This window comes from Bradyrhizobium sp. STM 3561, assembly GCF_045571455.1.
GTDB lineage: Bacteria > Pseudomonadota > Alphaproteobacteria > Rhizobiales > Xanthobacteraceae > Bradyrhizobium > Bradyrhizobium vignae.
On record NZ_CP120695.1, the window covers coordinates 5130197 to 5150894 of the forward strand.

The 20698-nt window shown below is 62.0% G+C and carries 22 protein-coding genes and 3 pseudogenes; 11 read left to right on the forward strand and 14 right to left on the reverse strand.

Annotation, left to right across the window (positions count from 1 at the left end; translation table 11 throughout):
* The first annotated feature begins 44 nt into the window (after nucleotides 1-44).
* The 3 genes and pseudogenes from P6U28_RS24280 to P6U28_RS24290 all read left to right on the forward strand — a co-directional run bounded on the left by P6U28_RS24280 (nucleotide 45) and on the right by P6U28_RS24290 (nucleotide 2743).
* Nucleotides 45-923 carry a GNAT family N-acetyltransferase gene (locus P6U28_RS24280; RefSeq protein WP_407120093.1) on the forward strand — a complete coding sequence of 293 codons (879 nt, stop codon included), beginning with the start codon at nucleotides 45-47 and terminating at the stop codon, nucleotides 921-923.
* A gap of 520 nt (nucleotides 924-1443) precedes the next feature.
* Nucleotides 1444-2091, forward strand: coding sequence for a CoA transferase subunit A (locus P6U28_RS24285; RefSeq protein ID WP_407120094.1), 648 nt, complete (start codon nucleotides 1444-1446; stop codon nucleotides 2089-2091).
* Between the two features lie 3 nt (nucleotides 2092-2094).
* Nucleotides 2095-2743 (forward strand): annotated as a pseudogene (locus tag P6U28_RS24290) (3-oxoacid CoA-transferase subunit B).
* A gap of 134 nt (nucleotides 2744-2877) precedes the next feature.
* On the opposite strand, the gene P6U28_RS24295 reads toward P6U28_RS24290, so the two are convergent.
* The 5 genes from P6U28_RS24295 to P6U28_RS24315 all read right to left on the reverse strand — a co-directional run bounded on the left by P6U28_RS24295 (nucleotide 2878) and on the right by P6U28_RS24315 (nucleotide 7412).
* Nucleotides 2878-4986, reverse strand: coding sequence for a LuxR family transcriptional regulator (locus tag P6U28_RS24295; RefSeq protein WP_407123111.1), 2109 nt, complete (start codon nucleotides 4984-4986; stop codon nucleotides 2878-2880).
* A 291-nt stretch (nucleotides 4987-5277) separates the two neighbouring features.
* The gene (locus P6U28_RS24300) at nucleotides 5278-5763 is read right to left on the reverse strand and encodes a hypothetical protein (RefSeq protein WP_122401661.1); all 486 of its coding nucleotides are present in this window, start codon (nucleotides 5761-5763) and stop codon (nucleotides 5278-5280) included.
* Between the two features lie 53 nt (nucleotides 5764-5816).
* On the reverse strand, nucleotides 5817-6194 hold the full coding sequence (locus P6U28_RS24305) for a hypothetical protein (RefSeq protein WP_244607920.1): 378 nt from the start codon (nucleotides 6192-6194) through the stop codon (nucleotides 5817-5819).
* Nucleotides 6191-6373: a hypothetical protein gene (locus P6U28_RS24310; RefSeq protein ID WP_122401660.1), complete on the reverse strand. Its 183-nt coding sequence runs from the start codon at nucleotides 6371-6373 to the stop codon at nucleotides 6191-6193. Before P6U28_RS24310 ends, P6U28_RS24305 begins: the two co-directional genes overlap by 4 nt.
* 142 nt (nucleotides 6374-6515) lie before the next feature.
* Nucleotides 6516-7412, reverse strand: a complete 897-nt coding sequence (locus P6U28_RS24315) for a LysR family transcriptional regulator (protein WP_122401659.1) — start codon at nucleotides 7410-7412, stop codon at nucleotides 6516-6518.
* Nucleotides 7413-7638: 226 nt separating this feature from the next.
* Between P6U28_RS24315 and P6U28_RS24320 the strand changes: the two genes are divergently transcribed.
* The 8 genes from P6U28_RS24320 to P6U28_RS24355 all read left to right on the forward strand — a co-directional run bounded on the left by P6U28_RS24320 (nucleotide 7639) and on the right by P6U28_RS24355 (nucleotide 14682).
* A complete protein-coding gene (locus tag P6U28_RS24320; RefSeq protein ID WP_164937136.1) occupies nucleotides 7639-7779 on the forward strand; it encodes a hypothetical protein in 141 nt (46 codons plus the stop codon).
* Nucleotides 7780-8025: 246 nt separating this feature from the next.
* Complete coding sequence (locus P6U28_RS24325) at nucleotides 8026-8340, forward strand: DUF1127 domain-containing protein (RefSeq protein WP_122401658.1); 315 nt, start codon at nucleotides 8026-8028, stop codon at nucleotides 8338-8340.
* The gene (locus P6U28_RS24330) at nucleotides 8331-9089 is read left to right on the forward strand and encodes a sulfite exporter TauE/SafE family protein (RefSeq protein ID WP_122401657.1); all 759 of its coding nucleotides are present in this window, start codon (nucleotides 8331-8333) and stop codon (nucleotides 9087-9089) included. Before P6U28_RS24325 ends, P6U28_RS24330 begins: the two co-directional genes overlap by 10 nt.
* A 131-nt stretch (nucleotides 9090-9220) precedes the next feature.
* Nucleotides 9221-10222: a helix-turn-helix domain-containing protein gene (locus P6U28_RS24335; RefSeq protein ID WP_407120095.1), complete on the forward strand. Its 1002-nt coding sequence runs from the start codon at nucleotides 9221-9223 to the stop codon at nucleotides 10220-10222.
* Between the two features lie 794 nt (nucleotides 10223-11016).
* Nucleotides 11017-13071: an FUSC family protein gene (locus P6U28_RS24340; RefSeq protein ID WP_122401655.1), complete on the forward strand. Its 2055-nt coding sequence runs from the start codon at nucleotides 11017-11019 to the stop codon at nucleotides 13069-13071.
* A complete protein-coding gene (locus P6U28_RS24345) occupies nucleotides 13068-13277 on the forward strand; it encodes a DUF1656 domain-containing protein (protein WP_407120096.1) in 210 nt (69 codons plus the stop codon). Before P6U28_RS24340 ends, P6U28_RS24345 begins: the two co-directional genes overlap by 4 nt.
* Nucleotides 13274-13717, forward strand: coding sequence for a DUF983 domain-containing protein (locus tag P6U28_RS24350; RefSeq protein ID WP_122401653.1), 444 nt, complete (start codon nucleotides 13274-13276; stop codon nucleotides 13715-13717). Before P6U28_RS24345 ends, P6U28_RS24350 begins: the two co-directional genes overlap by 4 nt.
* Nucleotides 13714-14682: an efflux RND transporter periplasmic adaptor subunit gene (locus tag P6U28_RS24355; protein WP_407120097.1), complete on the forward strand. Its 969-nt coding sequence runs from the start codon at nucleotides 13714-13716 to the stop codon at nucleotides 14680-14682. The genes P6U28_RS24350 and P6U28_RS24355 overlap by 4 nt, the downstream gene beginning before the upstream one ends.
* Before the next feature lie 235 nt (nucleotides 14683-14917).
* Here the strand turns inward: P6U28_RS24355 and P6U28_RS24360 are convergent, their stop codons facing one another.
* From P6U28_RS24360 to P6U28_RS24400, 9 genes and pseudogenes are all read right to left on the reverse strand, one after another.
* On the reverse strand, nucleotides 14918-15181 hold the full coding sequence (locus tag P6U28_RS24360; RefSeq protein ID WP_407120098.1) for a cupin domain-containing protein: 264 nt from the start codon (nucleotides 15179-15181) through the stop codon (nucleotides 14918-14920).
* Between the two features lie 19 nt (nucleotides 15182-15200).
* Nucleotides 15201-15323, reverse strand: a pseudogene (locus P6U28_RS24365) (ABC transporter substrate-binding protein); the annotation flags it as partial.
* 39 nt (nucleotides 15324-15362) lie between these two features.
* Nucleotides 15363-15794 carry an ABC transporter substrate-binding protein gene (locus P6U28_RS24370; RefSeq protein WP_407120099.1) on the reverse strand — a complete coding sequence of 144 codons (432 nt, stop codon included), beginning with the start codon at nucleotides 15792-15794 and terminating at the stop codon, nucleotides 15363-15365.
* 129 nt (nucleotides 15795-15923) lie between these two features.
* Nucleotides 15924-16700 (reverse strand): annotated as a pseudogene (locus P6U28_RS24375) (MaoC/PaaZ C-terminal domain-containing protein); the annotation flags it as partial.
* Nucleotides 16681-17625 carry a hypothetical protein gene (locus P6U28_RS24380; protein ID WP_122401648.1) on the reverse strand — a complete coding sequence of 315 codons (945 nt, stop codon included), beginning with the start codon at nucleotides 17623-17625 and terminating at the stop codon, nucleotides 16681-16683. The pseudogene P6U28_RS24375 and the gene P6U28_RS24380, both read right to left, overlap by 20 nt.
* A 187-nt stretch (nucleotides 17626-17812) precedes the next feature.
* Nucleotides 17813-18238 (reverse strand): PaaI family thioesterase, encoded by a 426-nt coding sequence (locus tag P6U28_RS24385; protein ID WP_122401647.1) that lies wholly within the window; start codon nucleotides 18236-18238, stop codon nucleotides 17813-17815.
* Nucleotides 18239-18273: 35 nt separating this feature from the next.
* Nucleotides 18274-19020: an SDR family NAD(P)-dependent oxidoreductase gene (locus P6U28_RS24390; protein ID WP_122406469.1), complete on the reverse strand. Its 747-nt coding sequence runs from the start codon at nucleotides 19018-19020 to the stop codon at nucleotides 18274-18276.
* Nucleotides 19021-19022: 2 nt separating this feature from the next.
* Nucleotides 19023-19892, reverse strand: a complete 870-nt coding sequence (locus P6U28_RS24395) for a fumarylacetoacetate hydrolase family protein (RefSeq protein WP_407120100.1) — start codon at nucleotides 19890-19892, stop codon at nucleotides 19023-19025.
* Between the two features lie 20 nt (nucleotides 19893-19912).
* Nucleotides 19913-20695 carry a 2-keto-4-pentenoate hydratase gene (locus P6U28_RS24400; RefSeq protein ID WP_407120101.1) on the reverse strand — a complete coding sequence of 261 codons (783 nt, stop codon included), beginning with the start codon at nucleotides 20693-20695 and terminating at the stop codon, nucleotides 19913-19915.
* Between the last annotated feature and the right edge of the window lie 3 nt (nucleotides 20696-20698).

Genomic DNA, 20698 nt, shown 5'->3' on the forward strand with positions numbered 1-20698 from the left:
GAGGCCCCCAAGGTTTGGGGGCCGCAAAGAAACGGATGAGCTGAATGGGACGAACGGTACGCGTGAAGTCCTTTGAACTGGTGGCCAAGGACATCAACGACGTCGATGTGAAGCTGCTCCACGCGCTTTCGATCGGTGTCGGCTGGCCGCACCGCCCGAAGGATTGGGATTTCCTGCGCCGCGCCGGCCACGGCATCGTGGCCGTGGATGGCATAGGGCGCGTCTTCGGCAGCGCGATGTGGTTCCCCTATGGCCACGAATTCGCGACGATTGGCCTGGTGATCACATCACCCCGAACCCAGGCACAAGGTACTGGCCGCTGGCTCATGGAGCAGGTTTTCGAGCGTTGTGGCGATCGGAATTTGACCCTCAACTCAACCCATGCCGCCTATCATCTGTATCTGTCGCTGGGGTTTACGAAGGAAGCCACCGTGTATCAGTGGCAAGGAGAGGCCGTCTCACCACCTCCGCCGTTGCCGGCTCTGACCGGTGAATTGAGCTCGCTGTCCACTGCGAACATCGGAGAGATCGCGGCACTGGATGAACGCGCGTTCGGAGCTAACCGGCAGAAGCTGCTCGCATTGCTTTCTGAAGGTGCCGCAATCTCCGTCTTGCGCCGCGGCGGGGAGGCCGTCGGTTTTTCCATGAAGCGCGAATTCGGGCGCGGTCATGTGATCGGCCCGATCGTCGCCAGCAATGATTGTGACGCGATCCATCTCACGGCCGTGCATCTCAAAGATCTCGCGGGGCAATTCGTCCGCGTCGATACGCGGGAGCAGACGGGTCCGTTTGCGGACTTCCTTCAGCAGAGCCGCCTCGGGATAAACGACACCGTCTCGACCATGTCGAAAGGAAAGCGATTTCTGAACCGGAAGGAAAACGAGCCGTGGGTGTACGGGCTAGCCGGTCACGCGTTGAGCTGAGGCCATGAAGCGAAGCTCCGTGGGGAATGGTGTCAAAGGCGCCGATCGCGCCCCTGCAGAGAATGGGCCATGGCTACGGCGGCTAGCAGAGGGGACGAGCCGCTCGCGACGCCCCAGAGAGACGGACCCGAGCACACGAAATCGTAGATTGGCGCAGATAACCTTGAACAAAATTCATGCCTGGTTTGGCGGGACAGTCGCGAGCATCACTCTCTGGCAGGCTTGGGAGCTCACGTCCGAGGTTCTGTCCGGCAACGCGTCGACGCGCCGGGTGTTCGAAAAAGTCCGACTTCAGAATTGCGCGAAGTGATGATCCGAAGACGGTGCGGCTGGTTCTCGATCTCGGCTCCGCGCATCCCGCGTGAGCCTCATCTCAACGCGATCGTGAACTGACTGAGATTGGTGGCGGCCCGGAACGGAATGATCGGAAGCCTTGACGCAGATCAAAGGAGGATCGTCGCCGGGTCCCATCATCCGTGCACCGCCCTTGTGCCAACGTGGGGCGACCGGGAGTTCAATCATGAAGGCCGTTTCCGTCGAAGAAGCCGTTGCGATGATCCCGGCGGGCGCCAGCGTGATGGTTGGCGGCTTCATGGGCGTCGGCACTCCGGAGCGGCTGCTCGATGAAGTCGTGCGCCAGAACAAGACAGACCTGAGGCTGATTTCGAACGACGCAGCGACACCGGGCAAGGGCGTCGGCAAGCTGTTCGACAAGACGCTGGTCTCGAAGCTGACGGCAACCCATATCGGCCTCAATCCGAAAGCCCAGCAGCAGATGCTGGCGAACCAGATCGCCGTCGACCTGGTGCCGCAAGGCACCTTCGTCGAGCGCATCCGCGCCGGCGGGTGCGGTCTCGGCGGCGTCCTGACGCCGACGGGGGTCGGGACGCTCGTCGCCGCAGGCAAGCGTCAGATCGAAGTCGACGGCCGGCCATTCCTGCTGGAAACGGCGCTGCGCGCCCAGTTCGCCCTCGTCCATGCCTTCCTCGCCGACTACCTCGGCAACCTCGCCTACGCCCTCACTTCGCGCAATTTCAATCCGGTCATGGCAATGGCGGCGGACACCGTCATTGTGACGGCGGAGCATATCGTGCCGGTCGGCGTGATCGCGCCGGATCATGTCGTCACGCCCGCGCCGCTCGTCGACTATCTCATTACCAACGGGTGAGCCATGGATCCGCAGATCGTCATCGCCCGGCGCGTTGCCCAGGAATTGAAGAGCGGCAACCTCGTCAACCTTGGCATCGGCATTCCGACGCTGGTGGCCAACTACGTCCCATCCGAGCTCAAGGTCTTCTTCCAGTCGGAGAACGGCCTGATCGGCACCGGCCCGATTCCCGAGCAGGGCATGGCGCATCCGACGCTCACCGATGCCGGTGGCCGCCCGATCAGCGCGCTGCCGGGCGCCTCGACTTTCGACAGCGATGTCGTTCGGCCTGATCCGCGGCGGTCATGTCGACGTCACCGTGCTCGGCGGCCTCCAGGTCGACGCGCAAGGTCATCTCGCCAACTGGATGATTCCCGGCAAGATGGTGCCGGGCATGGGTGGCGCGATGGATCTCGTCAGCGGCGCCAAACGGGTCATCGTCGCCATGCAGCACGCGGCCAAGGGCAAGTCGAAGATCGTGGCCAAATGCTCGCTGCCGCTGACCTCGGCGCGTCCTGTCAATCTGGTCGTCACCGACCTGGCCGTGATCGGCTTTCCCGAGGGCAAGGCGACGCTGCTGGAGACCGCGCCCGGCGTCAGCGTCGGCGAGGTCCTGGCGCTGACGGAGGCCGAGCTCGCCATACCCGACAATGTTCCGGAGATGAGGCTCTGAGCCCATGCGGATATTCAGCGACTTCGACGAGATCAAATCAGCCGTCGGCTCCGAGATCGGTGCCAGCGACTGGATCGAGAGATGAGGAGAATGTCCGACGGCCTGCTTGAAGGCGCGGGCAAAATGGTATCGGCTCAGACAGGCGATCGAAGCCATGCCATGCATAACATCGTTGCGACCCACGGCACCGGATCCGGATCGGATACGCGCTCGACCTCATCGATCAGCTTGCGTGCATCCTGCGAATGATCGGAATAGACGGCCGCTTCGACAAAGTCGGCCAGCGCGAAGAATTGCAGGCCAGAGTTGAAAGCCGGATCGGCCGGCGCAAACAGCCGCTGCAGATGCTCGAAGGCCTCCAAATGCCGACCGGCACCGATGGCCGTTATGCCGCGCCCCAACTGCAGCATCGCAAGCAGGAAACTGGCGCCAGTCGACAAGACCAGGCGCTCCGCTTCCGTCGCGCATGTCTCGGCCTGCTCAAGCCTGCCCTGCATGCCCGCAAGCTGCGCTTTCACGATCGTGGCCGCTGCCGTCCATACTGCAGATCCGGTCTCCTCGGCAAAACGGGCGGCTTCCTCAGCTTCTCGCCTCGCCCCGATCCAATCGCCGACTTCCATTTCAGCCCATGCCTGAGCGAACAACGCTCGCGCCAAATTGCCGATTCGCCCCTGTTTGCGCAGCCCCGCGGTAGACTCAGCCAGGAAACTTACACCAAGATCAAACGCGCCGATGACGTTTGCAGTGCTTCCCAGGATTCGCGCAACATGAGGATCGTGGCCGCCCTTTTGCGAAAGCAGCTTCAGCCCCGCGTATACCTCGCTGCTTCGTCGAAGCGGGTCGGAATAGGCGGATATGGCGATGCCGCGCGGGTCGAGCTCCGATAACTCGAGTGATCTTGCGGCGGTGAGGACGCTCGCGCGAAGCTCGCTACCCGCGTTGCTCCACCAGCAGCGTTGCGCCGCTCGCCAGAGAAGATTGCTCGCCAAGTCCTTCGCGCCAGCCGCGCGCGCCTGGTCGGCAAGATTTACGAGGGCGGAAATCCTGCCGAGATCATTGACCATAAGAGGTTGACTCATCTCGCGGCACCAGCCGACCCGGGCGCCGCCCAGCCTATATGACGGCTCCACCTCGGCTTCCCGCAACAGATGCTCCAGCAACCCCGGTCGACCAAGGTCGGTTGCAATTTCGGCGGCCTGCAAGAATCGTTCTCTCCTGGCCTTCGCCGTGCTGCTCAGCTTTGCCGCGATCTGCAGAACCTCCATGGCCATGGTGTTGGCGCCCCGGCTCTGCGCACGGCTCGCCATGAGATCGAGTTCGGCGGCCAGGTCGTCGTCGGGCCCCACGGTCGCCGCAGCACGATGCCAAAGCCGGCGGTCTTGATCCTCGATGACCGCCGCAAGCGCGGAATGAACCCTTTGGCGCGTTGCAACGTCGGCGGTTCGATGGATCGCGGATCGCACGAGCGGGTGTCGAAACCGAACCTGCATTGCATCGAGATCGATCAGCTGGGCGGAGGCGGCGGGCGCAAGGGCGTCGACTCCGATATTCTGGGCCAGCAGCACTTCGCCGGCGCGCAGGATTTCGTGGAGAGACGTTCCGTCGTTTTCAGCGGCAACGTTCAACAGCATCTGAGTGGCGCCCGGAAGACCGGACAAGCGGCTGGAGAAGGTGCGTTCAAGTCGCTCCGTCAAGGGAAGCCATGGAGCTTCCCCGTCGTCCTCAGTTCGCAAGTTGTGCGGCAACTCTACCAACGCCAATGGATTGCCGGCGGCTTCCTTGAGAAAGCGGTCGCGCAGCTTCCCGGAGAGGTCAGGGGCCCGGATGTCGAGCAGGCCAAATGGAAGGGAAAAACCCTCTCGTAGAGCGAGCAGCAGAACGATCGAATCCGCACTCAGACGCCGGGAGACAAACGACAGCACGTCACGCGTCGCTTCATCCAGCCATTGCGCATCGTCAACGACCAGGAGGATCGGTTTGTGAGTTGCGCTTTCAGTGAGCAGCGTCAGCGTTGCAAGCGCGACCAGCCAGACATCGGGTGGTTCAGCAGCTTCCTCGCCCAGCCCGAACGCATTCAGCAAGGCAGACTGCTGGCGGGGCGGCAACGCCTTTGCCAGCTTCATGAGTGGACGCAACGCCTGCTGAAGTCCGGCAAACGCCAGATTAACTTCAGCGAGCACGCCGGTCATGCCCAATACGACGATGTCCCGTTCACGGGCCCTATCTTTGGCCTTCTCGAGCAGCGCTGATTTCCAATCCCCGGTGCCCCGCTGATAAAGAGAGTTGCCCCGCCGTCATGGATCCTGTCGAGAAGCTGATCGATGAGAGCAATTTCAGTTTCTCGCCCAAGCAGTGAAAGTTCTCCCGAACGCGGGGCGCGCGCGCGCTGATTTTGCTGCGGTGGCGCAGTTTTTGTCAGCCGTTTCGCCATTGCCCGTTCCGGAGCAATCCGTTCGGGTGATCTCTCAACCAGAACTCTGGGCAACATCCTAGCATGCGCCGGCGACGAGGGCATCGGGGTGCTATCCAACTGCTTAGGCGGCGAGGTCGGAAATGCCTGGGTCTTGCTGCCCACCCTTGCTGTTCCGGGCTTCGATGGCCTTGACGGAGTTTTCAAAAGCCTTTTCCAGAACACCCCTGCCGATGGTCCCGAGCACGAAGCCGAGCAGCCGACCCGTCAGGTTTCTGCCGTCGCGTATCACGACCACATCAATGTCGGTCGTGCCGTCGGGTTTACGGGTAAAAGTATAGGTGTGACCCGAGGCGCCACTCCACACATTGGAGTCGGTTGTCGTGAGGACGACGTGCTCAGGATCAGACCAGTCATAATGCAGGCGCTCCCAGATTCCGCCTGAACCTTCAGTGACATCGGCATGCGAGCCGGTCCGATGATGCACCTTGAGATACGCATCGCTGCTGTTGTCAAACAGCTTCGAGCGGCCGGGCCCGAAATCGGTCAGGCCGGCCACGTACTGCTCGGGCGTCGCCGTGGTAGTTCGATGAAGGTGGATGGTCGACATATGCAGTTTTCCTTGGCGGTGCTCCTTGGTGAGCGCAGCCGTTCAACTCGGGTTCAGTTCGAGGCTGTGTTCGGTTTGCGAACGAGCACGCTGTCCCCTTCCCGGCTGATTTCGATCACGCCCGCTGGCTGCGGTGTCGAGAGCAGCAGGCGCTGACCAGGTGTGAGAAGAGATACGACGCGGAACGGTGTTCCTGTCTCGCCTTGCGCCAGAGTGGCGACCACGCGAAATCCATCGCGCTCGACGGTGTAGTAGGCGACCCCCGATATCCCGCCGAGGTTAATGCTCTTGGCCTCAATGGGACGCAGCCCTTCTGCGTGGGCCGCCGTCAGAGAAGCGATACCGAATGCAGCGGCGAAAAGCGTGTTGCGGATTGACATGACGATTGCTCCTAATGATTGGCGATCGAGCACGGCGAAGTCGTTGATCACGACAGCGGTTCGCCGCCCCGATGAATCCAGGTTCCGTTGATGGCGATCGGTGTGCTGTCGGGCTGCCCGTTGACCGGATCAGCCGGCGGGAAGACGCTGTCGTAGATTGACCGGGCTTCTCGTATCAGGCGGAGCCGTTCGCGCTCGGCCTTCGGGATAAATTGGATGACTTCACCCATGTTTCGCCTCCAGTTCGTGACGCCGTTTCCGGCAGGTCGTGACTGGGAGGTGGGGCGAAAGGCCCGGGTCAACAGGCGGGGAAACCGGGAGTCATCCTTCCGGATTTTGGAAGCTCGACAGCGGAGTGAGCACCGCCTCGGTTTACTCCGCGAAAACCCGCTTCAGCCGCGGGGCTGCAAAGTCCAGAAACGCTCTGACCTTGATCGGCAGAAACCGGTTCGCTGTGTAGACGAGATTAACCGGCATTGGCGGTGGCTGGAATTCATCCAGTACGGTCATCAATGCTCCCGCTTCCGGACCAGCTTCGAGTTGGTAGGCAAAGGCGATGGAAATTCCCACGCCAGCGCGGGCTGCCGTACAAGCCGCTTCCGCGCTGCCGACGGTGAGCCGCGTATGCACCGGCGCCGCGATGGTCGCCTTGCCTCTGACGAATGTCCAGACATCCGGTGGCGAGAAGCCAGGATAGCTGATGCAATCATGTCCGGCCAAATCTTCCGGCGTGCGCGGCGTTCCGCGCGCCGCAAGATAGGCGGGACTGGCGCACACCACCCGGCGCGTCCTGCCGAGCCGCAGCGCGACCAGGCTCGAGTCCGGCAATTCGCCGATGCGCACCGCGACATCGATTTGCTCCTGGGCAAGGCTCAGCTTCTGGTCGGTGGGGATCATCCTGACCTTGATGTCCGGGTAGGTCTTGAGGAAGTCCGCAATGATCGGCATCAGAATGATGCGCCCAAGGCCCAATGGGGTGGTCACGGCCAGCTCGCCCGTCGGCGTGGTATACTCGCCGGAGGCGGTACGCTCCGCTTCGAGCACATCGGTGAGAATGCGCTTGCAAGCCGCAACGTAGGACGTGCCTGCATCCGTTAGCACCAGCTGCCGGCTCGATCGGTTGAAGAGCTTCGTCCGCAGGTGAGCCTCGAGCTCGGATACGTTGCGACTGACTGTTGTGAGCGGCGTTTTCAACCGCCGCGCCGCCGCGGACAAGCTGCCCTGCTCGACCACGGTCAGAAAGGTCGACATCGCTTCCAGGCGATCCATCGGATCCCTTCCATAATTCGGGAGGATACCTTCCGATTTTGCCATATCACCCCGGACTGCGGAAGACGGCATCGCCGGGGGTGATCCGGATGGCCCTTCGAGCGAAGCGAGCCTTCCGCTGCCTGGAAGGACCCTTTCCACCTATGGCCCTTTCTGAGGTGGGCTCTCCGATCGATGTCTTTGGATGATGACGCGAGAAGCGCCGCCTTCAAAACAGGAGAGTTCAATGACAAGGCATCTCGAATCCTATCGGTACGAAATCCAGTACAGCGACGACGCCGACTTCGTCACGTATCAGCGCAAGTCGAGCGACGGCGTTTGGCAGACAGTCTCAGCGTGGATGATTCTAAATTCGGCGGATGACTGAGTGTTGGCCCACCATTGCGCAGCCGACCAGTCGTTCCTGTTCGGACATCCAACGACGCACCGGCGAAACTCTCCAGATTGTACTCGGTTCAATGTTTTTATTGCACCGAGTAATGTCTCGGATCATTCTGTCAACCAAGCTCGTAGAGGGGCCAGCATTCAAAGCCGTTTCACGGCGGGTTGACAGCGCCAGCCATGAATGTTGCTCGGAGCATTGAGATCCTCACTCGGAGCATTGGAGACCAAAATGCCTGCGGTAGTCTCGACGATCATCCTGCCTGCTGCCATCAAAGGGGCCGGGATAGCTTCTCGGCTGCTTGCCGGCGGTTGCGAGAGGTTCGCGGGCTATCTCGGCCGACGGACCGCCATTGCCTGCCTTCACGATCTAGACGACCGCGCACTGCGGGACATCGGCATCCGCCGTTTTCAGATCGAGGCCGCCGTCGACGGTCTCATCACATTCTCTGCACAAGCGGACGAAGGGATGGTGAGCGCCGCAGCGGTAGCGATTTCGCGCGAGCGCCGGCGCGCTCCAACCCTGGAGTCACAGCCATGGAGCTGACCGTAGCCACGATCCTGATCACCTTTGCCGGCATGTTCCTGATCTGCTTCATGAAGGGCGCGTTCGGCGGCGGATTCTCGATTGTGGGCATTCCGCTATTGTCTCTCGTGATGGATCCCGTTACCGCCGGCGGCCTTCTCGCGCCGTTGTTCATCGCGATGGACTTGTTCGCCCTTCGCTACTGGAAGCCTTCGACCTGGTCGAAGCAAGATCTTCTGCTGCTGTTGCCGGGCCTCGTGACCGGGATCGGACTGGGCTATCTGCTGTTCCGCTTTCTTGACCACCGCGCCATCGCGATCGCGATGGCCGCGACCACCTTGATCTTCGTGGCGCTGTGGCTTGCTGCAGGCGCGGAGGTGATAACGCGTCCGCGTTCGACGCCGAAGGCCATCACGGCCGGCCTCGCCTCGGGCGTGACGACCATGGTCGCGCATTCGGGCGGACCGCCGCTCGCGATGTATCTGCTGCCCCTCGGCCTCAGCAAGGAGGTCTACGCAGGAACGACAAGTCTGTTCTTCACTGTCGGCAACGCGACCAAGGCCGTCCCGTGGCTCTTGCTAGTGAGGCCGACGGGAAACGTCTGGACGTTGATGGCGATTTGCCTGCTCGCCATTCCCGCTGGCGTGTGGGCGGGTTGGCGGCTTCACGGAAGCTTGGACCAGCGCCAGATCTATCGGGTCTGCTACGGATTGTTGGTCGTGACGGCGCTGAAATTGTTATGGGATGGAGTTTCCGGCTACCTCATGTGAACCGGCTGTTCCCGCGGCTTGGTGTGGGACTCGCAAACACTAACAGCCCCTAACAACCAATAACGAGCAAATTGCGCTGCCTGTGCCAAGTTAGCTTCGCAACAATGATGAATGCGATCCTGGAGCGCCACATGGAGATGCAATCAGAGCAGCCGGCCGCCGCAGGCCGCTATGAGCAGTGGCCGCACCGTGGCGTTTGGGATCGGCACTGTCCAGGCGAGCTGCTGCTGTCTTCGACGGATCGGGGTTGGTCCGGCCTGTCGGCCGAATTGTGCACTGCTAGAAGAGGCGTTGGCCCGTGGAGGACCCCACCATCCGATATCCGGATTTGCGTGGCCACCCGTAGCAATCAAACGATTCTCACGCGGCGGGCGCCGGGCATCGAAAGTCGGATAGTCGCCGAGCGAGGTACGGTTTGGCTCTCTCCTCCCGGCTTGCAGGAGGGTGCGGTTGATTTCGCTGGAGATCTGCCGGAATTCTTGCACATCTATCTTCCGCTAAGCCACTTCGCGTCGAGCAATTTCCACAACGAGACCGGTGAATCGGCAATCCACGCGCTAAACTACGAAACGGCTTTCGAAGATCCGCTGCTGGCCGAGATCGGATTTGCCGTAGCCTCCGAGCTAAAGATTGAAACTTCAGCCGGCAGTCTGTTCGTCGAATCCCTCGCATCTAGTCTGGCGGCGAGGTTGCTTCAAAAGCGAGCCAGCGTATCACGCACTCAACTTTTTCCTCGTCGTGCTCACCATGGGCTCGATCAGCGCAGACTCTTTCGTGTGCTGGACTACATTGATGCGAACCTGGAGGGTGACCTCAGCCTTGAAAGTATGGCAAGGATCGCGTGTCTAAGCAGATACCATTTTGCGCGAGCCTTTCGACAAGCCGTCGGAGAATCTCCCCATCGCTACGTCAGTGCCAAGCGCCTGGAGCGGGCGAAAGCCCTATTGACACGTGGCGATCGGCCCTTGGTGGACATCGCGTTGACGCTCAACTTTTCCAGCCAAGCCAATTTCACGCGAGCCTTCAAGCAGGCGACCGGGCAGGCGCCAGGTCAATATCGTCAAACGGCGGGATCACAAGCATCCAAATCCTCTCTGATGGACGCCAGGCATTCACTTTCGGTTTTTGCCTGAGCCTGCATATCGTTTGCGAGCCAGCGGCAGCAACACATGACAAGACGAGAGCACGCGCTGCAAAGCACGCGGGCCGTCATACGACTATCTTCGCCGGGCTAGTCATTCACTGAAAGGCCGCTCGACGTGCCGATACGTCAATACTTCGTGTGGGTGGGAGGCGCCCTCCTCGTGTTGCTGTTTGCGGCTGACTGGCTGCTCCCAGCGCCTCCTGCATATTCACATTCCGCGGTCGCTCCGAGCGAACGGGCCAACCTGCGCATCACTTCGGACCAAAAATGGCCGGAGCGGGTGGTGTTCGACACCGCTCACGCGCCAGTGACACACTACATTGCTGAGTCTGGCCTCGCGGCGAACCTCGTCCCCGAAGTCTTTTCCCAGACTTCGTGGCGCAGCCCACGCGATGCCTTCGCTGCGGTGGAAGAAGCTGCGGCCCCTGCCCCGACAGCAAGAAATGAAAATGCATCGGCAATCCGTGCAAAGCCACAGCAGCCCAGAACTCGCATGACTAGTGCGGCCAAGATCCATTGATCGAGAACCAACATGAAAGACGCTCTGTGCCTCGCCGTGTTCGCTGGCAAAATCCTGTGCCTCGCGATGTTCGTGACGGTTCTGAAGCCGGACGCCATCGGCGTCATCCAGACGTCGGCGCGTCCTGTCGACTGCAGGATGGAACGTTCAGGGCTGCAGCAATGCGTTTCGAACGTATTTGCGAGAGCTTCGCTAGCCGACGCGACGTCATGCATCGCACATAGAAACCCCGCTCACTGCTGACGCAACGGTCCGCCGACGCCATGACCCAAGCTGCCTCATTCCGGGATCGACATGCCGCCCTCATCTTCGCGCTGCGGACCTTTGCAGCGGCGATGCTGGCGTTCTCGATCGCGCTGTTGCTGGACATGCCGCGTCCCTATTGGGCCATGGCATCGGTCTACATCACTTCGAACCTATTCACGGGGGCAACCACCTCCAAGGCCGTCTACCGCATCCTGGGCACGCTGATCGGCGCGGCGGGGACCATCGTGCTGGTCCCGAACCTCGTCAATGCGCCGGAGCTGCTCAGTCTCTGCATCGCGCTGTGGGTCGGCATCTTTCTATATCTCTCGCTGATCGACGGCACGCCACGCAGCTACGTCTTCATGCTGGCCGGCTACACCGTGGCGCTGCTCGGCTTTCCCATCGTCTCGACGCCCCAGTCGGCCTTCGACATCGTGGTTTCCCGCGTGCAGGAGATCATGCTCGGAATCGTCTGCGCGAGCGTCGTCGCGATGCTCGTGCTGCCCCGCAGCGTGGCCTCCGGCGTCACCATACAAACCGATGCATGGCTCGCCGGCGCGCGCCGGCTCGCTGCGGACGTCCTGACGGGCCGCGGCAGCGATCGGGAGCATGACGGCGAACGCATACGCCTCGCCGCCGCCGCCGCCGAAATCGACCAACTTGGGCGACATCTCGGCTTTGAGGCGACCACGTCCACAAGTATCGGGCTAGGGCTGCAATTGCTCCGGCAACACATGCTGTCGCTGCTGCCGCTTCTCGGATCGATCGAGGATCGCAAGCTGCCTCTGGGTCCGCACGACGAGGCGGCTGCGCGCATTTCGTCTATGTGCACAAGAATAGCTGCATGGCTCGAAGGGGGCGGCCGCGATGGACAGGAAGCCGATGCGTTGCGCGCAGCGCTTGATAAAGCACGACCGGTGCTGAGCGTGGACGCCGGCTGGATCGAGATCGCGATCTCAGGTCTCATCGTACGGCTGCGCAACCTCGTCGATGTCATGCAGGATTGCCAGCTCCTGCGCGAAGCCCTCGCCGAGGGGCGCAATCCCGAATCGCTTCATCTCGTCGTCTCTCATGGCGCTACGGCTGTTGCCGTCCCGCATCGCGACTACTGGTCTGCGCTCCTGGCGGCCGGGTCTGTAGCCCTTGCGGTGCTGTGCTGCAGTTGCTTCTCCATTGCTACTGGCTGGTCGGACGGGGTTGCCGCACCGCTTTTCGCAGCTGTCGTCGGCAGCTTTCTGGCGGGCGCGGACGATCCGCTGCCGGCGTTCCGCAATTTCTACGGACTATTCCTCGTCGTGATCGCCGTCCATGGCATCTACCTGTTTGGCGTGTTGCCGCGGATTACGGCTCTCGAGGTGCTCATCGTCGCATTGATGCCGCCTTTCGTGCTGTTCGGCTGGATGGCTGCGCGGCCCGCGACCGCGCGTATCGGCGCCATACTTGCCATCTACCTCTCGGTGCAACTAGCGTTGACCGAGACCTATTCGGCCGATTTTATCACCTATGCCAACTCCAGCGTTGCGCTGATGCTGGGTGTGGCGCTGACAGGCGTGACCTGCGGCATCGTTCGCATGGCCGGAGCCGACTGGATCGCAAAGCGATTGCTGCAAAGCAATTGGACCGCGCTTGCATCAGTCGCCGAGCGCACCTCGGATCAGGACCCCTTTGCGCTTGCCAGCCTCATGCAGCATCGCCTCGCCCTGCTTGCTGCGCGTATCGCCGTCGTCCCCGCCGACGCAAGGAACGGCGCCGCCAATCTTCGTCAGCTTCGGACGGCGCTCAACATTCTCGGCGTGAGGCGCTCGAGCTTGGGGCTGTCACGCTGCGCAAGAGCGGCCACCGAAGCGTTCTTTGCTCGTCTTGCCCCGATTTGCCGGACCCACACTGCGGGGGCGCTCCCCGACGACCTGGTGGGACAGCTCGACGGCACCATCGCACTAACGTTGCAGGAATCAAGGAGCGAAGCCCGCGATGACGTGCTGGTCGGTCTCACCGGCGTACGTTCCGGGCTCTTTCCGGAGTCGCCGGCCTATCAACCGCAGCAAATCGAATCCGGGACGATCGCCGCATGAATAACCAACTTGACCTATTCGGCGTGCTCGTTCCGACGCTCCTGCTCTGGAGCGTGGTTGCCTACGCGCTTGCGCGCCTCGTCAGCAAGCTGATTGCTCGTATCGGCCTCTATCGATGGATCTGGCATCCCGCACTCTTCGATTTCGCGCTTTTTATCTGCCTGGTCACCGGCCTCGTCTTAGGCTCCACGGAGTTATTCTCATGACAGCACCCGTTTCGTTCCAGAAAGCCTTATGGCGCGGGTTCACGATGAAGTGCCCGAACTGCGGTCATGGCCATCTGTTCGGCCGCTTTCTCAAGGTGGTCGGCAACTGCGAGGTCTGCGGCGAAGATTACACGCCGCAACGCGCCGATGACCTTCCGGCCTATCTCGTGATCGCGATCGTCGGCCACCTCGTCGTGCCAGGGCTTCTTGCCGTCGAGATGGCCTATTCACCTCCGGCCTGGCTTCAATTGCTGATCTGGCTCCCTGCCACCGGATTTTCGGCGCTCTTTCTGCTGCAGCCCGTGAAAGGGGCAATTGTTGGGCTGCAATGGCAGACCGGCATGCACGGCTTCGAGGCCGCCAGACGTTGCCGGGATCGAGAAGCCGCAGATGGCGTCCCGCCCGTTCCTCACCTCGCCTCCAAGGAGTTGGTGTCATGAAAGCCGTCGTGAAGTCGCTGCGTCCTTTCGCGCTGACCGGTCTCATCGTGCTGGTCGCGATTTGGGCCGGTTACAAGCTGTGGGATTACTACTTTGATGCGCCCTGGACCCGCGACGGACACGTACGGGCCGACGTGGTGCCCGTGGCTTCCGATGTTTCCGGCTTTGTGAGCGAGGTTCTGGTTCGGGACAATCAGCAAGTCCAAAAGGGCGACGTGCTCTTCCGGATCGATCGGGCGCGCTATGATATCGCGCTCAAGCAGGCAGAGGCGGTACAGGAAGGCAAGCGCGCCACGCTCGACAATGCCAATGCAGATTTGAAGCGCTACAGTGCGCTGACGCCCGGCGTCGTGGTTTCCACGCAGCGGATGGACCAGGTTGTCGCCACCCAGGGCTCGGCCCAGGCGGCGTATGACCAAGCCGTCGCGGACGTTGCCCTTGCGAAGCTCAACATCGAACGCAGCGAGGTGCGGGCCTCGGTCACCGGCATTGTCACCAACAATGAGCTGCGGCCGGGCGCCTACCTCACCCCCGGAAAGGGCGTGATGGCGCTGCTCGACACCGGCACGCTGCATGTCCAGGGCTACTTCGAGGAAACCAAGCTGCAGCGCATCCATATCGGCGATCCCGTCAACGTGCGGCTGATGGGAAGCAGCCGTGCGTTGCCTGGAAAAGTGGAGAGCGTTGCAGCCGGTATCGAAGACCGCGACCGCAGCAACGGTTCGACCCTGCTTGCCAACGTAAATCCGACCTTCAACTGGGTGCGGCTGGCGCAACGTGTCCCGGTCCGGATCGCGCTAGAAGGCACCGAGCGAAACGAACTCGTTGCAGGAGCTACTGCGACCGTCGAAGTCCTCGGCCCCGGATCACGCAATTATGCGACCGCAGTCAAAAATGAACGCAGGACAGCACAGCCTTGCCACATGGTGCAAACTGCGATCGTGGTCGCCCCCTCATGCGGCTGAAAGCTGAACAGATAAAGGCTCTATCAAGATGTTGGTTGCGTTTCTGGCAATGCTGAGTACCAGTATTTTCGCGGCCCATATTTTCGAAGCGCTGCACGCGAGACTCATGTCGGTACGCATTCGCGAACGTAGCATGGCCGATCGTAAGCGATGGCCGGATGCCGCTTCCGCTTCGCGAATGCCGCGTCAGTCAGGAGGGCCTTTCACGGAGTCAGTTTAGTGCATTTGGCTACGATCATTGTGCTGGTACCAGCGCCGGAGCGCCCTTGTCCTTGATCAAGAGCACCAGGAATTTCGCGGGCTGGGTGGCACTTGCGTTCCGGTCAACGACATGAACGTCGGAAGGGCCTTCATAGAAAGACTGTCCCGGCGTTAGCGTCACCTCTTGTCCGCCCTTCAGCTGCATCACGAGCGAGCCCTCGAGCACGTAAACAAACGCATGGGCATTGTGCCGATGCATCGCGCTCGAGCCGCCGGGCGCATGCTCGACCGCGATCATCAGAGCTTCCCTGCCGGGGCTCTCCGCAAGAGAACAGTTGGATTTGAAAGCGATTATCGGTGATCTCAGCGACTCGCTTGACGAAGTGTTCGGCAGCGCCATGAAGAGAGTCGAGCGACTTCGGGAAGCTCGACCCACTGCGTCAGATATGGAGAGCATTGCGCGCCAGTGAGGTCAGCGCTCAACGCGCCGGTGAGCAATAGAACCTTTTGCTTTCAAGCGAGAGCGTGCGCAGGGCGAAGGCCACACTGGAGTTGGGAACGTCGACGATAGTGTCGACACCTTCGCGTTCGAACGATCGCCGCGCCGTGCTGGCACCGACATCGGCTTTCATCTGATGATCGGCGAAGATGATTTCCGCGGGCTGTCCCAAAATCGGCCCAGCGTCCTCGACCGCCATCTTGGCAGCTTCGACCGAGCCTTGTCCGCTTGCGTCAGAATAGACGGACGCCATATCGGTTAGCACCCCTATCCTAACCGGCTGTGTCTGGGCGAATGCGCTCGTAGTCGCGAGCGCAATTGAGCCAACGAGCCATAGGTGCGGCAAACTCCCGCGACGCATGTCCCCCTCCCTTGATCCCTTGCCTCTTTCATGTGAGGCCCAGGGCGTCATTTTGTTTCTACGGAAACTCGTCCCGCTCGCGATGGAACTGTCTGTCACCTATGAGTGTGACAGGCCGTGGTAAGCTTAGGGGACCAGCAGATCGAACGTCCTTGTAGAGCATCGACCTACGCGAGCGGTCTAGCTCTTCGGCAAGCGCGCCGTCACCGTCAGCAACTGGTAGGATGCTGCCGTCTCTCCCGTGGCTGTCGTCACTTCGACGTCCCACGTAACCTCGCCGAGCTTATCGCTACGAGGGAACTTCTCCTTCACCGTGAGGCGGACCTTGATCGTGTCTCCGGGCTCGACCGGCTTCACGAAACGCAGGGAGTCGAGCCCATAGTTGGCGAGAACCGGACCCGGCGGCGGATCGACAAAGAGGCCGGCGGCATACGACAGCACCAGATACCCGTGCGCGACGCGGCCCTTGAAGAAGGGATGGCCTTTGACCGCCTCCTCATCCATGTGGGCATAGAAGGTATCGCCTGTGAGATGTGCAAATTTCTCGATGTCGTCCAGCGTAATCGTGCGCTCGCCGGTGATGAACGTCTGGCCGAGATCGAGTTCTTCGTAATGGTAGCGGAAGGGATGCTTGTCCTTCACAATCTGCCGGGCACCGCGTACCCAGCTTCCGGCGAGGCTGGTGATCCTTCCCGGCGATCCTTGCAAGGCGGTGCGCTGCATGTAATGGCTCAGGCTGCGAACGCCGCCCAGTTCCTCCCCGCCTCCGGCTCGTCCGGGTCCGCCATGTACAAGATGGGGCATCGGCGAGCCGTGGCCAGTTCGTTCCTTCGCGCAATCGCGATCGATAAAGGCGATCCGACCGTGCTGAGGTGCGATCCCAAAAGCAATGTCTGAAGCCGTTGCCGGATCGTAGGTGTAAACGGACGCGACAAGACTACCTCCTCCACGCCACGTCGAACCGGTCGCAGGCGCTCTCCAGAAGCCGCCGGGCGGCGGCGATTTCGGCGCTGGATTCGGCCACCCGCTGCTGCATGTTGGCGTTCGCGCTCTTGGACGCCCCCGTCACGTCGCGGCGACTCTTCGTGTGCCCGATGAAAGCCTCCAGCCCGGCTTCAGCCATGCCGAGCACCGAACCGGACAGCATGCACGGCAGCCCCGCGAACACCGGAAGGCGGTAGGTCGGAGCGGTGGCATGGGGGCTCTGGCCAATGAAGGTCGGGTAGGTCGGCACGGCGCGATGGTCGGGGACCAGGACGTTACGGGCGACGAGGTCCTTCGATCCGGTGCCGCGCATGCCGAGCGTGCGCCAGGTGTCGTCGATCTCCATATCGGACTGCCGCACGACCACGTGGTAGGTAAGGTAGCCGCCCGCCTCCGGATTGGCGACGCGGGCGCCCATCAGCAACCAAGGCGAGTGATCGCATCCACTGCCGAACTGCCAGCGGCCATTCAGCCGCCATCCCTCCGGGGTCCGTTCGAGCGTTCCTTGCGGAGCGAGGGCTCCGGCGATCAGGTTGTCCGCATCGCCCTCGTAGACCTCCTTCTGGCAGGCCTCGGGGAAGCGCCCGATGACGTAGTCGTGCGCGACGCACACCATCAGCACCCAACTCGCCGCGGCGCACCCATGGGCGACTTCCGCACACGCGCGGATATGGGCGCTGGGCGACATTTCCAGCCCGGCGAACGCCCGCGGCGTGATCACGCGAGCCAGGCCCGATCCACGAAGCAGCGAAGCGGCCTCGTCGTCAAGCCGACGAAGCTGTTCGCTACGTTCCGAGATGGCCGCCAGGCGCGGAACGATCGCCCTGGCCGCGGCGATGGAATCGAAATTCAGGGCGATGGACGGCGCGGCTGAACCGGCGCGGGTCGAGGTAGACATGTCGGTTTCCTCCCGTCGTTAAATCGACGCGATGACGACTTACGGCGCCTTTTCTTGTTGCTCTGATTATCGAACGAGCGGGCCTAGGCCACAACCAATTCACGCAAACTGTTCGCAACGCGAACATGACGGAACGCTCGTTAGTCTAGCGGCGATGGCTGCGGACACGTGCGCCACCCGCAATCTCTCAGCGACTGCGGCCGATCTTCGAAGTCGCCGAGCCGGTCGCAAGCAGAGTAGCCTGTTCGTCGTGGAGTTGGCCTTCCAAGAAGCAGATCGAGCGCCCCCGACTCACGATACGACCGGTGCCGAAGATTCGGCCGACTTTCGCCGGCGAGACGAAGTTGACTTTGATCTCGAGCGTCGGCGCGAATTCACCGGGCCCGAGGGTCGCAGCAAGAGCGGGCGACAGCGTCTCATCCAGCATCGCGGCCAACATGCCGCCATGGATGAGGCCAGCCGGATTCAAGAACTCCGGCCGAGCCTGCATCTCGACCTTGATCACTTGCTGCTCGGCGTCGAAGTCAACGAACTTCCACCCCAGCAGCGTCGCGATCGGCGCCTGAGGAAGCTCTCCTCTCACAATCTTCGCAAAGAACCCACTCCCGTCCATTCAGTCTATCCCAGATTAGCTGATAACAATGGGCGCTAATAAGTTGCTCTCCCCCCGGATAAATCGAACACCGCCCCCGTGCTGAACGAGCACTCCTCGCTCGCCAACCAGCAGACGAGCGACGTCGCCTCCTCGATCGCCCCGAACCGTCCGAGCGGAATCTTCGACAGCATGAACTCGATGTGCTGGGGCGTCATCTGATCAAACAGCGGCGTTTTGATCGCCGCCGGCGTGATGCAGTTGACGCGGATGTCGGTCGCAGCCGTTTCCTTGCCGAGCGATTTGGTGAGCGCAATAAGGGCCGCTTTGGACGCACTGTAGGCGGACGCGTTCGGATTGCCTTCCTTTCCCGCCACCGAGGCGACGTTCACGATGCGGCCGTAGCCACTCTTCTCCATGATGCGGACGGCGGCACGGTTACTGTAAAAAGCTCCGTTGACATTGACATCGAACACCTTGCGCCAATCGCTCGCCGAATAGTCCTTCACGGCTGCGTTCGGCCCCGTGATGCCAGCGCTGGCGACCAGAATGTCGAGCCGTCCGCCCAGTTCGTCGATGCTCCGCCGCATGGCCGCGTCGACGGCATTTTCTACGGCGATGTCGACTGCTTGCGTGTGAGCGGCGCCGACTTCCACCGCTGCGGCGGCAAGGACGGAGGCGTTCAAGTCCCACATGGAAACACGGGCGCCTTCGGCCGCGAGGCGACGCGCCACGTCGCGGCCGATGCCGGAGGCCGCTCCGGTGACTATGGCCGTTCGTCCTTCGAACCGTCCGCTGTACATGGTCACGTCCACGGCCCCGTAGGTGGCGACCACTCGCGGGTTTGCTGGCGCTGCGTTCCGAGTCCCTCGATACCGAGCGTCATGACATCGCCCGGCTTGAGATAGATCGCTGCAGGCTTCTTGCCCATGCCCACGCCGGGCGGCGTGCCGGTCGCGATGACATCGCCGGGCATCAGCGTCATGAAGCGGCTGACGTAGCTGACGATCTCGGCGCAATCGAAGATCATGGTCCGGGTGTTGCCTGCCTGCATGCGTTGCCCGTTGACGTCGAGCCAGACGCCGAGTGCCTGGGGGTCGGTGATCTCGTCCGTCGTCACCAGCCATGGTCCGACAGGACCAAAGGTGTCGCAGCCCTTGCCCTTGTCCCACGTGCCGCCTCGTTCCATCTGGTACTCACGCTCGCTCACGTCGTTCACGATGCAGTAGCCGGCAACGTGGGCGAGCGCGTCGGCGCGGTCGACGTAGGAAGCCTGAGTGCCAATGACGATCCCGAGTTCCACTTCCCAGTCCGACTTCGTCGAACCCTTCGGCAGAACGACATCGTCGTTCGGTGCGCTGAGCGAGGTGATCGCTTTCTGAAAGACGATGGGCTCGGACGGCAGTGGAAGATTCGCCTCTGCGGCATGATCGGCGTAGTTCAGGCCGATCGCTATGAACTTTCCGACGCCTGCAATCGGGACACCCAAACGCGGCTCGCCAGTGACGAGCGGCAGTGCGGATGGCGAGATCGCCGCGAGATTTTTCAGCGCTGAATGCGACAGGGTGCCTGGCGTGACGTCGGCGATAATATTTGACAAGTCGCGCAGGCGCCCCTGATCGTCGATGAGCCCCGGCTTTTCGGCGCCGGGATTTCCAAAGCGAACTAGCTTCATTGGGTGTTCCTCGAACGTGCCTAGGAGAATCGCGCCGAGACGGATCCAAGGCCAGCGATGTTGGCCTCGAACACATCGCCGGCGCTCACCGGCACCATCGGGCCGAGCGCTCCGGAGAGCACGACGTCGCCGGCGCGCAGCGGCCGTTTGCGGCGGGCCAGCTCGCCGGCGAGCCAGGCCATCGCGTTGAGCGGATTGCCGAGACAGGCCGCGCCGGTCCCTTTCGAGACGACCTCGTCCTTCCTCGTCATCTGCATCTGGAGAGCACGGAGATCCAACCCATCCAGCCGGCGGACGGGCCCTCCGAGAACGAAGAGGCCGGACGACGCGTTGTCGGCGACGGTATCGACGATGCCGATATCCCAATTGGTGATGCGGCTCCCGACGATCTCGAGGGCCGGCATCGCGTAGGCCACCGCCCTGAGAACGTCGGCCACCGTGGGCACCTCGACCTCGACGTCCCGATCAAGAAGGAAAGCCACCTCCGCCTCGATCTTCGGCTGAAGAACACGCCCCGCAGCGACGGGCTCGTCCTCGCCCACGATCATATCGGCGAAGAGAACTCCGAAATCAGGCCTGTCGACGCCAAGCTGCTTCTGTACGGCGCGCGATGTCAGCCCGATCTTGCTTCCGACCACGCGCCGACCTTCCTTCTCCCAATGCGCGGTGTTCTCCTGCTGGATGGCGTAGGCCCCATCAACGTCGAGGTCCGCCAACTGGGGTCGAATGGGCGCGATCGGGACGCCGGCGTAAGCGCCACGGATCTGTGCGGCGAGTTCGCTGTGCTTGGCTTGCTGGTTCATCTG

What these genes read in the sequence shown, in the direction of transcription:
- P6U28_RS24280 (WP_407120093.1), top strand. Translation starts at nt 45, where the DNA reads ATGGGACGAACGGTACGCGTGAAGTCCTTTGAACTGGTGGCCAAGGAC.
- P6U28_RS24285 (WP_407120094.1), top strand. Translation starts at nt 1,444, where the DNA reads ATGAAGGCCGTTTCCGTCGAAGAAGCCGTTGCGATGATCCCGGCGGGC.
- P6U28_RS24300 (WP_122401661.1), bottom strand. Translation starts at nt 5,763, where the DNA reads ATGTCGACCATCCACCTTCATCGAACTACCACGGCGACGCCCGAGCAG.
- P6U28_RS24310 (WP_122401660.1), bottom strand. Translation starts at nt 6,373, where the DNA reads ATGGGTGAAGTCATCCAATTTATCCCGAAGGCCGAGCGCGAACGGCTC.
- P6U28_RS24315 (WP_122401659.1), bottom strand. Translation starts at nt 7,412, where the DNA reads ATGGATCGCCTGGAAGCGATGTCGACCTTTCTGACCGTGGTCGAGCAG.
- P6U28_RS24320 (WP_164937136.1), top strand. Translation starts at nt 7,639, where the DNA reads ATGACAAGGCATCTCGAATCCTATCGGTACGAAATCCAGTACAGCGAC.
- P6U28_RS24325 (WP_122401658.1), top strand. Translation starts at nt 8,026, where the DNA reads ATGCCTGCGGTAGTCTCGACGATCATCCTGCCTGCTGCCATCAAAGGG.
- P6U28_RS24330 (WP_122401657.1), top strand. Translation starts at nt 8,331, where the DNA reads ATGGAGCTGACCGTAGCCACGATCCTGATCACCTTTGCCGGCATGTTC.
- P6U28_RS24335 (WP_407120095.1), top strand. Translation starts at nt 9,221, where the DNA reads ATGGAGATGCAATCAGAGCAGCCGGCCGCCGCAGGCCGCTATGAGCAG.
- P6U28_RS24340 (WP_122401655.1), top strand. Translation starts at nt 11,017, where the DNA reads ATGACCCAAGCTGCCTCATTCCGGGATCGACATGCCGCCCTCATCTTC.
- P6U28_RS24345 (WP_407120096.1), top strand. Translation starts at nt 13,068, where the DNA reads ATGAATAACCAACTTGACCTATTCGGCGTGCTCGTTCCGACGCTCCTG.
- P6U28_RS24350 (WP_122401653.1), top strand. Translation starts at nt 13,274, where the DNA reads ATGACAGCACCCGTTTCGTTCCAGAAAGCCTTATGGCGCGGGTTCACG.
- P6U28_RS24355 (WP_407120097.1), top strand. Translation starts at nt 13,714, where the DNA reads ATGAAAGCCGTCGTGAAGTCGCTGCGTCCTTTCGCGCTGACCGGTCTC.
- P6U28_RS24360 (WP_407120098.1), bottom strand. Translation starts at nt 15,181, where the DNA reads ATGATCGCGGTCGAGCATGCGCCCGGCGGCTCGAGCGCGATGCATCGG.
- P6U28_RS24370 (WP_407120099.1), bottom strand. Translation starts at nt 15,794, where the DNA reads ATGACGCCCTGGGCCTCACATGAAAGAGGCAAGGGATCAAGGGAGGGG.
- P6U28_RS24380 (WP_122401648.1), bottom strand. Translation starts at nt 17,625, where the DNA reads ATGTCTACCTCGACCCGCGCCGGTTCAGCCGCGCCGTCCATCGCCCTG.
- P6U28_RS24385 (WP_122401647.1), bottom strand. Translation starts at nt 18,238, where the DNA reads ATGGACGGGAGTGGGTTCTTTGCGAAGATTGTGAGAGGAGAGCTTCCT.
- P6U28_RS24390 (WP_122406469.1), bottom strand. Translation starts at nt 19,020, where the DNA reads ATGTACAGCGGACGGTTCGAAGGACGAACGGCCATAGTCACCGGAGCG.
- P6U28_RS24395 (WP_407120100.1), bottom strand. Translation starts at nt 19,892, where the DNA reads ATGAAGCTAGTTCGCTTTGGAAATCCCGGCGCCGAAAAGCCGGGGCTC.
- P6U28_RS24400 (WP_407120101.1), bottom strand. Translation starts at nt 20,695, where the DNA reads ATGAACCAGCAAGCCAAGCACAGCGAACTCGCCGCACAGATCCGTGGC.